The sequence below is a fragment of the Pantoea sp. GD03673 genome, assembly GCF_029844725.1.
In the GTDB taxonomy this organism is placed as follows: Bacteria; Pseudomonadota; Gammaproteobacteria; order Enterobacterales; family Enterobacteriaceae; genus Pantoea.
Genome location: NZ_JAOCKJ010000009.1, coordinates 74,718 through 87,312, shown reverse-complemented (window position 1 = coordinate 87,312; position 12,595 = coordinate 74,718). Strand labels below are relative to the sequence as shown.

13 protein-coding genes are annotated in these 12,595 nt (G+C 56.7%); 5 read left to right on the top strand and 8 right to left on the bottom strand.

Annotated features, from left to right (window positions below; translation table 11 throughout):
- Positions 1–9: 9 nt before the first annotated feature.
- Positions 10–687, bottom strand: coding sequence for an SDR family oxidoreductase (locus N5J69_RS17700; protein ID WP_279771892.1), 678 nt, complete (start codon positions 685–687; stop codon positions 10–12).
- Positions 688–915: 228 nt separating this feature from the next.
- Between N5J69_RS17700 and N5J69_RS17695 the strand changes: the two genes are divergently transcribed.
- Complete coding sequence (locus N5J69_RS17695) at positions 916–1,935, top strand: LacI family DNA-binding transcriptional regulator (RefSeq protein ID WP_279771891.1); 1,020 nt, start codon at positions 916–918, stop codon at positions 1,933–1,935.
- Positions 1,936–1,993: 58 nt separating this feature from the next.
- Here the strand turns inward: N5J69_RS17695 and N5J69_RS17690 are convergent, their stop codons facing one another.
- Together N5J69_RS17690 and N5J69_RS17685 are read right to left on the bottom strand one after the other, a co-directional pair.
- Complete coding sequence (locus N5J69_RS17690) at positions 1,994–2,824, bottom strand: hypothetical protein (protein ID WP_279771890.1); 831 nt, start codon at positions 2,822–2,824, stop codon at positions 1,994–1,996.
- Position 2,825: 1 nt separating this feature from the next.
- Positions 2,826–3,023, bottom strand: coding sequence for a hypothetical protein (locus tag N5J69_RS17685; protein WP_279772069.1), 198 nt, complete (start codon positions 3,021–3,023; stop codon positions 2,826–2,828).
- Positions 3,024–3,315: 292 nt separating this feature from the next.
- Here N5J69_RS17685 and N5J69_RS17680 point away from each other — a divergent pair, with 292 nt between their 5' ends.
- Positions 3,316–4,302 carry an aldo/keto reductase gene (locus tag N5J69_RS17680; RefSeq protein WP_279771889.1) on the top strand — a complete coding sequence of 329 codons (987 nt, stop codon included), beginning with the start codon at positions 3,316–3,318 and terminating at the stop codon, positions 4,300–4,302.
- A 7-nt stretch (positions 4,303–4,309) separates the two neighbouring features.
- On the opposite strand, the gene N5J69_RS17675 is transcribed toward N5J69_RS17680, so the two are convergent.
- Complete coding sequence (locus N5J69_RS17675; protein ID WP_279771888.1) at positions 4,310–5,494, bottom strand: NAD(P)/FAD-dependent oxidoreductase; 1,185 nt, start codon at positions 5,492–5,494, stop codon at positions 4,310–4,312.
- 243 nt (positions 5,495–5,737) lie between these two features.
- Here N5J69_RS17675 and pitA point away from each other — a divergent pair, with 243 nt between their 5' ends.
- A complete protein-coding gene (gene pitA / locus N5J69_RS17670; protein ID WP_279772068.1) occupies positions 5,738–7,240 on the top strand; it encodes an inorganic phosphate transporter PitA in 1,503 nt (500 codons plus the stop codon).
- 37 nt (positions 7,241–7,277) lie between these two features.
- On the opposite strand, the gene uspB is transcribed toward pitA, so the two are convergent.
- Complete coding sequence (gene uspB / locus N5J69_RS17665; protein WP_150011237.1) at positions 7,278–7,613, bottom strand: universal stress protein UspB; 336 nt, start codon at positions 7,611–7,613, stop codon at positions 7,278–7,280.
- 414 nt (positions 7,614–8,027) lie between these two features.
- Between uspB and uspA the strand changes: the two genes are divergently transcribed.
- A complete protein-coding gene (gene uspA, locus N5J69_RS17660; RefSeq protein WP_279771887.1) occupies positions 8,028–8,465 on the top strand; it encodes a universal stress protein UspA in 438 nt (145 codons plus the stop codon).
- A 52-nt stretch (positions 8,466–8,517) separates the two neighbouring features.
- Here uspA and rsmJ read toward each other — a convergent pair whose 3' ends face one another.
- From rsmJ to N5J69_RS17645, 3 genes are read right to left on the bottom strand one after another with little or no spacing between them, the layout of a single operon-like run.
- Positions 8,518–9,264 (bottom strand): 16S rRNA (guanine(1516)-N(2))-methyltransferase RsmJ, encoded by a 747-nt coding sequence (rsmJ, locus tag N5J69_RS17655; RefSeq protein ID WP_279771886.1) that lies wholly within the window; start codon positions 9,262–9,264, stop codon positions 8,518–8,520.
- A gap of 8 nt (positions 9,265–9,272) precedes the next feature.
- Positions 9,273–11,315, bottom strand: coding sequence for an oligopeptidase A (gene prlC, locus N5J69_RS17650; protein WP_279771885.1), 2,043 nt, complete (start codon positions 11,313–11,315; stop codon positions 9,273–9,275).
- A 50-nt stretch (positions 11,316–11,365) separates the two neighbouring features.
- Positions 11,366–11,632 (bottom strand): hypothetical protein, encoded by a 267-nt coding sequence (locus N5J69_RS17645; protein ID WP_279771884.1) that lies wholly within the window; start codon positions 11,630–11,632, stop codon positions 11,366–11,368.
- A gap of 112 nt (positions 11,633–11,744) precedes the next feature.
- Between N5J69_RS17645 and N5J69_RS17640 the strand changes: the two genes are divergently transcribed.
- On the top strand, positions 11,745–12,587 hold the full coding sequence (locus N5J69_RS17640; RefSeq protein ID WP_279771882.1) for a 23S rRNA (adenine(2030)-N(6))-methyltransferase RlmJ: 843 nt from the start codon (positions 11,745–11,747) through the stop codon (positions 12,585–12,587).
- Positions 12,588–12,595 lie beyond the last annotated feature (8 nt).

Below are 12,595 nucleotides of genomic sequence, written 5' to 3'. Positions count from 1 at the left end.
CGCATCCGCTTACCATTGCAGCTGCTGGCCGGCGTAGTCGACGTAGTGATGCCCGCCGCGTCCGCGCCAGTGGGTCAGCTGCCGGACAATACCGGTGGCACTCTCTTCTGCCGTCAGGGGCGCACTCTCACCGCCCATGTCCGTTTTCACCCAGCCGGGATGCAGCGTCAGCAGCGTCCCGCGCTGCGCTTCCACTGCCGTGGTCAGCGTGCGGCTCAGCATATTCAGTGCGGCTTTGCTGGCCGCGTAAATCGGCATCTGCGCGTCCGGATTTTCGTTCAGGCTACCGAGCTGGGATGAGGTCAGCGCCAGCACGCCCTCCGGTTTCAGGAGCGGCAGCAGAATCTCTGCCGTGCGAACCGGTGCTATCGCATTGGTCAGAAATAGCTGTGCCAGTTCCTGATCGTCACTCTGCGACACCTGCTGGTGCGAAGGCCCGGAAATCCCGGCGTTAATCAGGATCGCATCAAACGATTTGCCACTGAGCTGATTAGCCAGCTGCTGAACCGCCGATGCGTGGGTCATATCCAGCGCATGCCAGTCAATGCCTGCCTGGTTACCCTGTTCGGGAATGCCGCTGCGATGCGTGGCCGTGACCTGCCAGCCTTCACCGGCAAACGCCTGTACCACCGCCAGACCGATACCGCGGGATGCGCCAATAATCAGAACGTCGTTTTGCTGAGCCATATTCACTCCTCGTTGATTGTCTCATGACAAGCTTAACGGTATTTCCGCCAGGACAGCGGCCCGCTGTGCTTTTTCGCCGGATGACCGCACTGACGGTAAAATGTTCTGATTCAGCGCCGTTGATGGTTTTCCATCATTAAATCGCTTTATCTTTTACTATTAACCGGTTAGAAGAGGTAAACCGTCTGACCGGCAGTCATCAATTCGCCATTTTCGCGTGGAGTCTGAATGAAAAAGCTCACCTTAGAGGTGGTGGCAAAAATGGCGGGCGTCGGGATTGCGACGGTCGATCGGGTGCTGAATGAGCGCGGCGGCGTGTCGCCGGAGACCAGCCGCAAAGTCCTGAAAGCCGCACGCGAAGCGGGGCTTAAGCGTTTGCTGCCAGAGGAGTATCAGCATCCGTGGCAAATCGAAGTCTTCCTCAGCAACAATGGCTCCTCCTTTTTTCAGCAACTCACCACCTCTTTCAGCGAGATCGCCAGTCAGCTTGGCTATCGCCGCCTGAAACTGCACAAAACCCTGGTGGCGGACGCCCAGCCTGAGCAGCTGGCGCAAAGCATTATCGCCCGCAGCAGCACCCGCGACGGCATCATTGTGTTTGCGCATGACTCGCCGCCCATTTACCGGGCGCTGGCGCTGTGCCGCAGCCGTAATGTGCCGGTGATCACCCTCGCCACCGATCTGCCCGACGCTGACCGCCTGTGTCACGTTGGCATCGATCAGTATCAGGCGGGCCGCACGGCGGGCTTGCTGATGAGTAAAACCGCCAATCAGCCCGGCGACATTCTGATGGTCAGCGGCCGCTCTGACTATCGCGCCCATCGTCAGCGTATCGCTGGTTTCCGTGAAGCCATGGCACAGCGAGCGCCGCAGCGTCATCTGCGAGAGGTGCTGTCGGGTCAGGATCAGCGGGAAACCATCCGCAGCGTGCTGGCCCGCAACCTGCGGTCGTCACAGGCGATTGCCGGAATCTATAACACGGGCATGGGCAACACCGAGGTCAGCGACACGCTGCGCAGCCATCAGCTGCTGGGCAAATGCACCTACATTACGCATGAGCTTTATGCAGTCACCCGCCAGCTGCTGCTGAACGATGAAGTGGCGTTTACCCTGGATCAGCATGCCCGGCAACATAGCCGGTTAGCGATTGATTTGATGCTGAGTCATCTGGAAACCGGTTATCAGCCGGATGTGTATCAGGCGGGCAAAGTCGCGTTCCGGCTGTTTACGGCGGAGAATATGGTGTGAAGTGAAATCGGTTTTCCCTGATTAAGCCGCTTAACCAGGGAAAACCGAATGCGCTTTTTTAACCCGGCTCCTCCCGGCTTTCACGGCTATCCGGGCTGTCACCGTCATCATTGCCCTGGCTCTTCTCCACTTCCTGCGGATGCCCCATCGAAAGCGCCGTGGCGCTGGCGGGATCAAACAGTGACAGGCTCTCAATCTGGTCCACCATGATCACTTTTCGGAACGACATCGCATCTTTGGGCTTCGAGTCGAGTGTGATCTCATGCTCGGCGTACCACTTGCTGTAGTTATGCTCTACCGCCAGCTTCAATGTCTTGCTGTCGCGATAGCCACTCAGCATCGGGATCAGCACAATGTTTTTAGTGCTCTCATATTCAAAGGTCGAAGCATGAACCATGCCGATGTAAATGCGGCGTGACTTCAGCGTAATCCATGCCAGTTCGCCCTCTTCCATGCATTGAAACAGCAGTTGCTCCACGCCATTGGAGCGTGACAGGCGCTGATAAAGGTCTTTACGACCTGAGACATTCAGGCGTGCGCTGCCTGCCCAGTTCGAGCGATAAAGGCAGAGCAGAATGGCAAAGGCGAGCATAATGACAACCGGTGCCTGGATGCCCAGGAAACTCCAGTTCATGAACTCCACCTGCCACTTCAGATGCACGCCGGGGATCACCTGCAAGGCATTGGCGATGCCGGACATACAGAGCAGCAGTAACCAGACGATACCGGTAGCGAACACCCCCTGCAGAACAAAAATGCAGCCGTAGAGCGCGACCAGAAAATAGACATCCCAGCCCGACGAGCGACGGATCTTAAAGCGGCTGTTTAAATCACGGCTGGTGTACCAGTAACCACTGACCATCAGCACCATAAATATTGCGGTACCCACCTCACACTCCCTTTAACGAATTCACATGGCGGGCAAAATCTTCGTGGACTTCCTCACTCAGCGTGTTGACCGAGATATTGCCGTTCTCATCAATAATGATGCGCTCACCTTCAGCGATTGAGTCGTTAATATCCTGACGGGTCATGATCTGCAGAAACTTTTCGGGACTGGCAAAGACAGACTTAACAAATTTAAACATGGCGATCCCTTTGTTGGCCTGAAAAGTGAAGTATGTGACCGAATCCACACTCTCGCCTGTTTAATTTCAGGTGAAATTTCTTAAAATCAATTAATTAGCGAAGCGGTAACCACCCGACCCGCGCCGTTTTTCGCAGAAATCCTCAACGTAACCAGCAGCCTGCCGCAAAAAGATCATCTTCACGCTGGCCGGGGCTGAAGCAACACCGGATCGCCTCATCGCCGGAAAGCGCTAAGCTCAATGGTTAGCCACTTTCTGTCACCCTGTCTGAAACGCATCGAGGAAGGTTTGCATGAAACTACGAACACTGGGCCGTACCGGTCAGCGCGTCTCTGAAATTGGCTTTGGCGCATGGGCCATTGGCGGAACCTGGGGAGAAGTGAGCATGGAGGATGCCAAAGCCGCGCTGAACGCTGCGCTGGATGCTGGCATCACCTTTATTGATACCGCCGATGTCTATGGCGATGGGCGCTCCGAAAAGATTATCGCAGAGGTGCTGAATCAGCGCGGCGGAGAACGCCCGTTTGTGGCCACCAAGCTGGGGCGTCGTCTTTCACCGCACGTGGCAGAGGGCTATAACGCCGAAAACCTCAACGCCTTTATCGATCGCTCACGGGAAAATCTGCAGACCGACACGCTCGACCTGGTGCAGCTGCATTGTCCACCGACCGAGGTCTATTACAACCCGGACGTCTTCGCGATCATGGATGAGATGGTCGCTGCCGGAAAAATCCGTCACTACGGTGTCTCCGTTGAGAAAATCGAAGAAGGCCTGAAGGCGCTGGCGTTTCCAAACGTCTCGTCCATTCAGCTGATCTACAACATTTTCCGTCAGCGTCCGGCTGAACTGCTGCTGCGTGAGGCGAAACGCCATGATGTGGCGATTATCGCCCGTGTGCCGCTGGCTTCGGGCCTGCTGACCGGCAAAATGCGGGCCGACAGCGTGTTTGCCGCTGATGACCATCGCACCTTTAACCGTCACGGTGAAGCGTTTGATAAGGGCGAGACCTTTTCCGGCGTGCCGTATGAGGTCGCGCTGGAGGCGGTTGAGGAGATTCGCCGCTTTGTAACGGGCGACACCACCATGGCGATGTTTGCGCTGCGCTGGATTCTGATGAATGAGGAGGTCAGCGTGGTGATTCCTGGCGCGAAAAATCGTGAACAGGCTGAAGCCAACGCCCGCGCCAGCGACGTCGATGCGCTCTCCGCAGAGACAATGACAGCGCTGAAGCAGATTTATCAGGAGAAGATTGCGCCTCACGTGCATCAGCGCTGGTAATCCCGCGTTACAACGCCTGGGCGCAGGCCCAGGCAGAACTCCAGGCCCACTGGAAGTTATAACCGCCCAGCCAGCCGGTGACATCGGCCACTTCACCAATAAAGTACAGCCCCGGCACCGCACGCGCCTCCAGGGTTTTTGACGAGAGCTGCGTAGTATCCACCCCGCCCAGCGTCACTTCAGCGGTACGGTAGCCTTCGGTGCCGTTTGGCTGAATACGCCAGGCGTGCAGCGTCTGCGCCAGCCCGGTTTGCTGTTTACTGTTGAGCTGCTTCAGGGTGACATCCGGCACCACCTTCAGCGCCTGCAAGACTTCCACCAGACGCTTCGGCAGAATCTTCGCCAGACTGTTTTTCAGGCTGAGATTCGGATGTGCTTCACGCTGTGCCGTCAGAAACGCCTCAAGTGGAGTGGCAGGCGACAGATCGATGGTGACAAATTCACCTGGCTGCCAGTAGCTGGAAATCTGCAACACCGCCGGGCCTGACAGACCGCGATGGGTAAAAAGCATCGCCTCTTTGAAGCGGGTGCCATCCTGCGAATCGATGGTGGTCTCCAGCGCGACGCCTGACAGCGTCTGCAACTGCTCCAGCAGCGGCTTGTGCAGGGTAAAGGGCACCAGCGCCGCCCGCGTCGGAAAGACGCGCAGGCCGAACTGCTCCGCTATTTTGTAACCAAACGGCGAAGCGCCCAGGCCGGGCATCGACAGACCGCCGCTGGCGATCACCAGCTTCTCCGCCTGAACCGTGCTGCCGTTAAGCTGCAGGGTATAGCCGCTTTCATCACGCACCACGCTGAGCACTTCACTGCGCAACCGCAGGGTGACATTGCCCTTGTCACATTCGGCCAGCAGCAGATCGACAATCTGCTGAGCCGAGTCGTCACAGAACAGCTGGCCCAGGGTTTTCTCATGCCAGGCGATACCGTGACGGTTCACCAGATCGATAAAGTCCCACTGGGTATAACGCGCCAGCGCCGATTTACAGAAGTGCGGGTTGTGCGACAGATACGCCGCCGGTTCGGTATAGAGATTGGTGAAGTTGCAGCGGCCACCGCCTGACATCAGAATCTTGCGTCCTGGCTTTTTGCCGTTATCCAGCAGCAATACGCGGCGCCCCCGCTGTCCGGCCTGTGCGGCACAGAACAGCCCGGCAGCGCCGGCACCAATGATGATAACGTCAAACTGTTCCACTGCGGTTCACTCACTTAACGGGAAAGGCGCAGATTGTAGTGATCTGCTCACTGAGACGCCAGCGTCAAAAAATTGCCGTAAATGTGTCATATTGTAACTGCTTAATATGTAACCCTTTTTAGCTGACTTCCCCTTATGCCTTACACCGAAAGGTTAAATTAACGCTATATTTTCCTTTCCCATACAGCACGTTGTCGCGGATAATGCGCCGCGTTCATGTCCTCCAAAAATGGCGTAACGTTTATGCTACATCTGTTTGCTGGTCTAGACCTCAGTACTAGCCTGTTATTGGTTCTTGCCCTGCTGTTTGTATTGTTTTACGAAGCAATCAACGGTTTCCACGACACGGCCAACGCAGTTGCGACGGTCATCTATACGCGTGCCATGCGTGCCCAGCTTGCTGTGGTGATGGCGGGTGTATTCAACTTCCTTGGCGTGCTGCTCGGTGGATTGAGTGTCGCTTACGCTATTGTTCACATGCTTCCCACCGATCTGTTGTTAAATGTTGGATCGGCTCACGGTCTCGCCATGGTGTTTTCTATGCTGCTGGCGGCGATTATCTGGAACCTCGGCACCTGGTATCTCGGTCTGCCAGCCTCCAGCTCCCATACGCTGATCGGTGCCATTATCGGTATCGGTCTGACCAACGCCCTGATGAGCGGAACCTCGGTGGTTGATGCGCTCAACATCCCGAAAGTACTGAACATCTTCCTTTCTCTGATCCTGTCGCCGATTGTCGGCCTGGTGATAGCGGGCGGCTTAATCTTTATTCTGCGTCGCTACTGGAGCAACACCAAAAAGCGTGCGCGTATTCATATGACGCCTGCTGATCGCGAGAAGATCGACGGCAAGAAAAAGCCACCGTTCTGGACCCGTATCGCCCTGATTGTCTCGGCAATTGGCGTGAGCTATTCGCACGGTGCGAATGACGGTCAGAAAGGCATTGGCCTGATCATGCTGGTCCTGATTGGCGTGGCACCGGCGGGCTTCGTGGTTAATATGAATGCCTCCGGTTATGACATCACGCGTACCCGCGATGCGGTCAATCACCTGGAGCAGTATTACCAGCAGCATAACGCCTCGCTGACGCACATCATCCAGATGGCACCGCCTAAGCTGCCAACGCCGGAAGAAGTGCCCGCGACCAGCCCGCAGGAGTTCCACTGTGACAGCGCACGCGCCTTGCAGGCGGTTCAGCGTGCTCAGGTGTTGCTGAATAATCTGCAGAGCTACGACCAGCTGACGGTTGATCAGCGCGGTCAGATGCGTCGTCTGCTGCTGTGCATCTCCGATACCGCTGATAAAGCGGCCCGTCTGGAGGAGACCTCGCCGGATGACAAACGCTTCCTCAATAAGCTGAAAAGCGACCTGCTTGGCACCATCGAGTATGCGCCGATCTGGATTATTGTGGCCGTGGCGCTGGCGCTGGGCATCGGCACCATGATTGGCTGGCGTCGTGTTGCCACCACCATTGGTGAGAAGATTGGTAAAAAAGGCATGACCTATGCGCAGGGCATGTCAGCGCAGGTGACAGCCGCGCTGTCGATTGGCGTTGCCAGCTATACCGGTATGCCCGTCTCCACTACGCATATCCTCTCTTCATCGGTAGCCGGTACGATGCTGGTTGACGGTGGCGGATTGCAGAGCCGGACCATCAAGAATATCGCCATGGCGTGGGTCTTCACCCTGCCGGTCTGTATTCTGCTATCAGGTTCGCTCTACTGGCTTGCCTTAAAACTGGTGTGATGCCAGCAGACAAAAGGGCGGCCCGGGTCGCCCTTTTTTAATGCCAGATCGCCAGCGCCACCAGACTAATCACCACCAGTCCGCACAGCGCGCTGGTCAGAAGAAACTGCCCCCGCACCCGCTCGCAGCGCCGGATAAACTCATCGTCATGATGGTCAAGATAGCGCTTTGCCCAGATATACGTGACCAGCCGCACCTGCTTGCTCGGCTGACCGTGAGAGGTGAAAAATCCCGCCCCATCGACATACTGATACAGCAGCGGATCACAGCCCCGTAATACCGCCAGCAGCGCACGCAGCGATGAAAAATAGCGCGCCATATTCACGATACACACCACACAAAGAGCCCAAAAAAGCGCAATAGTGCTGATCATATTCTCCCCTCCCGGCTGGCATCGCAGCTACAGACCCAGCGTCAGACACCGTATCCGCCTGCAGAAAAAACCAGCCACTGAATCACCGGACTGCGAAAATTTTCGACCCCCTGAGCGGCTGCGAACCGGACCGCCTTTTTTCAGTGTAGGAGAATTCTTTACATTTTTTCCAACGATGATTTTCGTTCAGCGCGAGTAAACCGGACATCGCCTTGATCTTATTCATAAGCCAGGCGGCAACGGCAGCAATTGCGGTCAGAGAAGGCTATACTCAGAGCATAACAACATCATCACCTGCAACGCAGGTCGACACTTTGGTGGCGCTCATCGCCCGCTCGCGCAAAGGATTTCGCTAAGCTGTGACGCGGCAGGAACACCGGATGCCATCCTTAATCTCGTGAAAGGAGTTTTATCATGGCTTATAAACACATCCTGATTGCAGTAGACCTTTCTCCCGAAAGCCAGTTGCTGGTGGATAAGGCCGTCTCGCTGGCTCGTCCGTACGATGCCAGAATTTCCCTGATTCACGTTGATGTGAATTACTCCGACCTCTACACCGGCCTGATTGATGTCAACTTAGGGGATATGCAGAAGCGCATCTCTGAAGAGACGCACTCAGCACTGAAAGGCTTATCAGATGCCGCAGGCTACCCGATCAGTGAGACACTGAGCGGCAGCGGCGACCTCGGCCAGGTGCTGGTTGATGCCATTAAAAAATATGACGTTGATCTGGTGGTGTGTGGTCATCATCAGGATTTCTGGAGCAAGCTGATGTCTTCTGCCCGCCAGCTGATCAACACCGTGCACATCGACATGCTGATTGTGCCGCTGCGCGATGAAGACGAGGCGTAATTCAGCCGCATAAATGCATAAAGCCGGCACCAGGCCGGCTTTTTTTATGCGTTTACAGCGGGGGATAAATATCGAAGCGATGGCTTTTCGTGACCACAGCCGCCTGCGTGACGACACCCGCCAGCGGCGGGGCATAGTCTGGCCGTTTCACCACAATACGTTTCTTCGCCAGCCGCCGGGCCGGTTCCAGGAGCGCATCGGCATCTTCATCCGGCCCCACCAGCGACTGAAACACCCGCATCTCCTTTTTCACCAGCGCACTTTTCTGACGATGGGGATACATCGGGTCAAGATAGACGACATCCGGCTGCGGGGTAATTTCGCCCAGCGCCTGCGCACTGGCGGCATGAATCAGCGTCAGGCGCTCGCGGAGCCAGGGGCCAATTTCCGCATCCTGATACCCGCGCTGTAATCCATCCTCCAGCAGCGCAGCGACCACCGGATGACGCTCCAGCATTCGTACCCGACAGCCCAGCGCCGCCAGCACAAACGCATCACGTCCCAGTCCCGCCGTGGCATCGACCACATCCGGCAGATAACCGCCTTTGATGCCGACCGCTTTGGCGACGGCTTCACCGCGTCCACCGCCGAAGCGACGGCGATGCGCCATTGCGCCGGTGACGAAATCAACAAAGATACCGCCCAGCTTTGGCTCATCACGCTTGCGCAGTTCAAGGTGCGAAGCGGTCTGGACCAGCGCCAGCAGCGCATCTTCGTCGTGGGTCAGCTGCCAGCGCTGCGCTAAACGTGATAAGGCACCGTCTCCGGTGCCTGATTCATCGAGCAAACAGATTTTCACGAACCGACTTATCCCTGAATGCCGTAATGTTCCAGCATCGCATCAAGCTGCGGTTCACGGCCACGGAAGCGTTTGAAAAGCTCCATCGGCTCTTCAGAACCGCCACGCGTCAGGATGTTATCCAGGAACGACTGACCGGTTTCACGGTTGAAGATGCCCTCTTCTTCGAAGCGGGAGTAAGCATCCGCCGCCAGCACGTCTGCCCACAGATAGCTGTAGTAACCCGCCGCATAGCCGCCCGCAAAAATGTGGCTGAAGGCGTGCGGGAAACGGCCCCATTCCGGTCCCGGAACCACCGCTACGCGGCTTTTCACTTCGCGCAGGGTTTCCAGAATCTGCGCGCCTTTTTCCGGGTTAAACTCGGTGTGAAGACGGAAATCGAACAGGCCGAACTCCAGCTGACGCAGGATAAACAGCGCAGCCTGATAATTCTTCGCCGCCAGCATTTTATCCAGCAGGGCTTTCGGCAGCGGTTCACCGGTCTCAAAATGACCGGAGATAAACGCCAGCGCTTCTGGCTCCCAGCACCAGTTTTCCATGAACTGGCTTGGCAGCTCGACCGCATCCCACGGCACACCGCTGATACCGGACACGCCAGGCGCTTCAATGCGCGTCAGCATGTGGTGCAGGCCATGACCAAACTCATGGAACAGGGTAATCACTTCGTCATGGGTGAAGAGCGCAGGCTTGCCTTTCACCGGACGGTTAAAGTTACAGGTCAGGTAAGCAACAGGCTTCTGCAGGCTGCCGTCGGCTTTACGCATCTGGCCGACGCAGTCATCCATCCAGGCACCGCCGCGTTTGTGCTCGCGGGCGTAGAGATCGAGGTAGAAGCTGCCGCGCAGTTCGCCGGTTTCATCGAACAGATCGAAGAACTTCACGTCAGGATGATAAACCTCAACGTCGGTACGCTGCTTCGCCGTGATACCGTAAATGCGTTTCACCACTTCAAACAGACCGGCAACCGCACGCTCTTCCGGGAAGTAAGGGCGCAGCTGCTCATCGCTGATGGTGTAGAGATGCTGCTTCTGTTTTTCACCGTAATAGGTGAGATCCCACGGATTCAGCTGCTCAACGCCATGCTCTTTCTGCGCGAAGGCACGCAGCTGCTCCAGCTCTTTTTCACCCTGCGGGCGGGCGCGTTCAGCCAGGTCATTGAGGAAGTCGATCACCTGAGACGGGCTTTGCGCCATTTTGGTCGCCAGCGATTTATCCGCGTAGGAGTCGAAGCCCAGCAGCTGTGCCAGCTCGTGACGCAGCGCCAGTTCTTCCGCCATGATAGGGCCGTTGTCCCACTTACCGGCGTTCGGCCCCTGATCCGAGGCGCGCGTTGCATAGGCGCGGTACATCTCTTCACGCAGTGCCGCGTTATCGCAGTAGGTCATGACCGGCAGATAGCTTGGGATATCCAGCGTCAGCAGCCAGCCTTCCTGCTCTTTGGCTTCGGCCTGGGCTTTTGCCGCTGCCAGTGCGCTTTCCGGCATACCCGCCAGCTCGCTTTCATCGGTAATCAGCTTGCTCCAGCCCATAGTGGCATCGAGCACGTTGTTGCTGTAAGCCGACCCCAGCTCAGAGAGACGTGCGGCGATTTCGCCATAGCGCTGCTGTTTCTCTTTCGGCAGACCGATGCCGGAGAGTTCAAAATCACGCAGGGCGTTATCGACCGCTTTCTTCTGCGCCAGATCCAGTGCAGCGTACTGATCGCCCTCTTTCAGGTTGCGATACGCCTGATAGAGGCCTTCATGCTGACCAACCCAGGTACTGTATTCAGACAGCAGCGGCAGCGTCTGCTCGTAGGCTTCACGCAGCTCCGGGCTGTTTTTTACCGAATTAAGATGGCTGACCGGAGAGAAAATGCGGCTCAGGCGATCGTCGGTTTCTGCCAGCGGCTGCACCAGGTTATCCCAGGTGTAAGGCGCGCCCTGCGCCACCACTTTTTCGACTTCTGCGCGGCATTGGCTCAGCACTTCCGTCACGGCAGGCACGACATGTTCAGGCTGTATGGCAGAAAAAGGGGGGAGCGTAAAAGATGTCAGTAGCGGATTGGTCATAGCGCAGTCCTTTATCGATGTATGGGGCGCAGCGGGTCGCGCAACGCAATCTAAGTAACATGCGGCTTAGTGTAGCGAAAATCAATGGCCGCCAGGTTGAGGTGGGGAAGAAACGCGCTAATCACCGCACGGATGATGCAGGCCTGCGTCCCATAAAAAGGGATGAAGAGGAAAGCAGCGGAGGTTTTGCGGCCACTTTTCGCGTCTGAAGGCCGGTAACACATCGCCCTGCACTGACGCGCGCCCGGCAATCCCGATTTGTTCTCACGCTTCTGGCCCATCGCCAGGCCATCCCTGATATAATCGCGGATTCTCATGCTTTTCCTGCATCGGTTGCTGTGCGTCGTTCTGTGGGTAATACGTGGGGTAATAATTGGTATAAATTGATTTTCCATCAATTAAAACCTTATACATTCAACAGGATAAACAATGCTGAGTTATCGCCATAGCTTCCATGCTGGCAACCATGCCGACGTGCTGAAGCACACCGTTCTGAGCCTGATCATCACGGCGCTGAAAGAGAAAGAAAAACCGTTTTTCTACCTGGACACCCACGCAGGTGCTGGCCGCTACCAGCTGAGCGGTGAGCACGCCGAGCGTACCGGTGAATATCTGGAAGGCATTGCACGTATCTGGCAGCAGCCCGATGCGCCGGAACTCCTGCAACCCTATTTTGAGGCGATCAGGGCGCTGAACCGCAGCGGCACGCTGCGCTACTATCCCGGCTCCCCGCTGATTGCGCGCCATCTGCTGCGTGAAGATGACAGGCTGCAACTCACTGAGCTGCACTCCAGCGACTACCCGCTGCTGCGCAACGAGTTCAGCAAAGATAACCGCGCGCGCGTCGAGCGTGCCGACGGCTATCAGCAGCTAAAAGCAAAACTGCCCCCGCTGTCGCGTCGCGGTCTGGTGCTGATTGACCCGCCGTATGAGATGAAAAGCGACTATCAGGCGGTGGTGAAAGGGATTCAGGAAGGCCATAAACGCTTTGGCACCGGCGTTTTCGCGCTGTGGTATCCGGTGGTGTTACGCCAGCAGATCAAGCATATGCTGCGCGACCTGGAAGCAACCGGCATCCGCAATATCCTGCAGATTGAACTGGCGACCCGTCCTGACAGCGATCAGCGCGGCATGACCGCCTCCGGTATGATCGTGATTAACCCGCCGTGGAAGCTGGCGCAGCAGATGGAAAGCCTGCTGCCGTGGCTGCACAAAAAGCTGGTGCCCGCCGGAACCGGCCACGCGGTCGTGAACCAGATCGTACCTGAATAACCGCGTCC

Coding starts and splice junctions, on each gene's coding strand:
- N5J69_RS17645 (WP_279771884.1), bottom strand. CDS start 11,632: ATGAGAATCCGCGATTATATCAGGGATGGCCTGGCGATGGGCCAGAAG.
- N5J69_RS17700 (WP_279771892.1), bottom strand. CDS start 687: ATGGCTCAGCAAAACGACGTTCTGATTATTGGCGCATCCCGCGGTATC.
- prlC (WP_279771885.1), bottom strand. CDS start 11,315: ATGACCAATCCGCTACTGACATCTTTTACGCTCCCCCCTTTTTCTGCC.
- N5J69_RS17680 (WP_279771889.1), top strand. CDS start 3,316: ATGAAACTACGAACACTGGGCCGTACCGGTCAGCGCGTCTCTGAAATT.
- uspB (WP_150011237.1), bottom strand. CDS start 7,613: ATGATCAGCACTATTGCGCTTTTTTGGGCTCTTTGTGTGGTGTGTATC.
- N5J69_RS17695 (WP_279771891.1), top strand. CDS start 916: ATGAAAAAGCTCACCTTAGAGGTGGTGGCAAAAATGGCGGGCGTCGGG.
- uspA (WP_279771887.1), top strand. CDS start 8,028: ATGGCTTATAAACACATCCTGATTGCAGTAGACCTTTCTCCCGAAAGC.
- N5J69_RS17640 (WP_279771882.1), top strand. CDS start 11,745: ATGCTGAGTTATCGCCATAGCTTCCATGCTGGCAACCATGCCGACGTG.
- N5J69_RS17685 (WP_279772069.1), bottom strand. CDS start 3,023: ATGTTTAAATTTGTTAAGTCTGTCTTTGCCAGTCCCGAAAAGTTTCTG.
- pitA (WP_279772068.1), top strand. CDS start 5,738: ATGCTACATCTGTTTGCTGGTCTAGACCTCAGTACTAGCCTGTTATTG.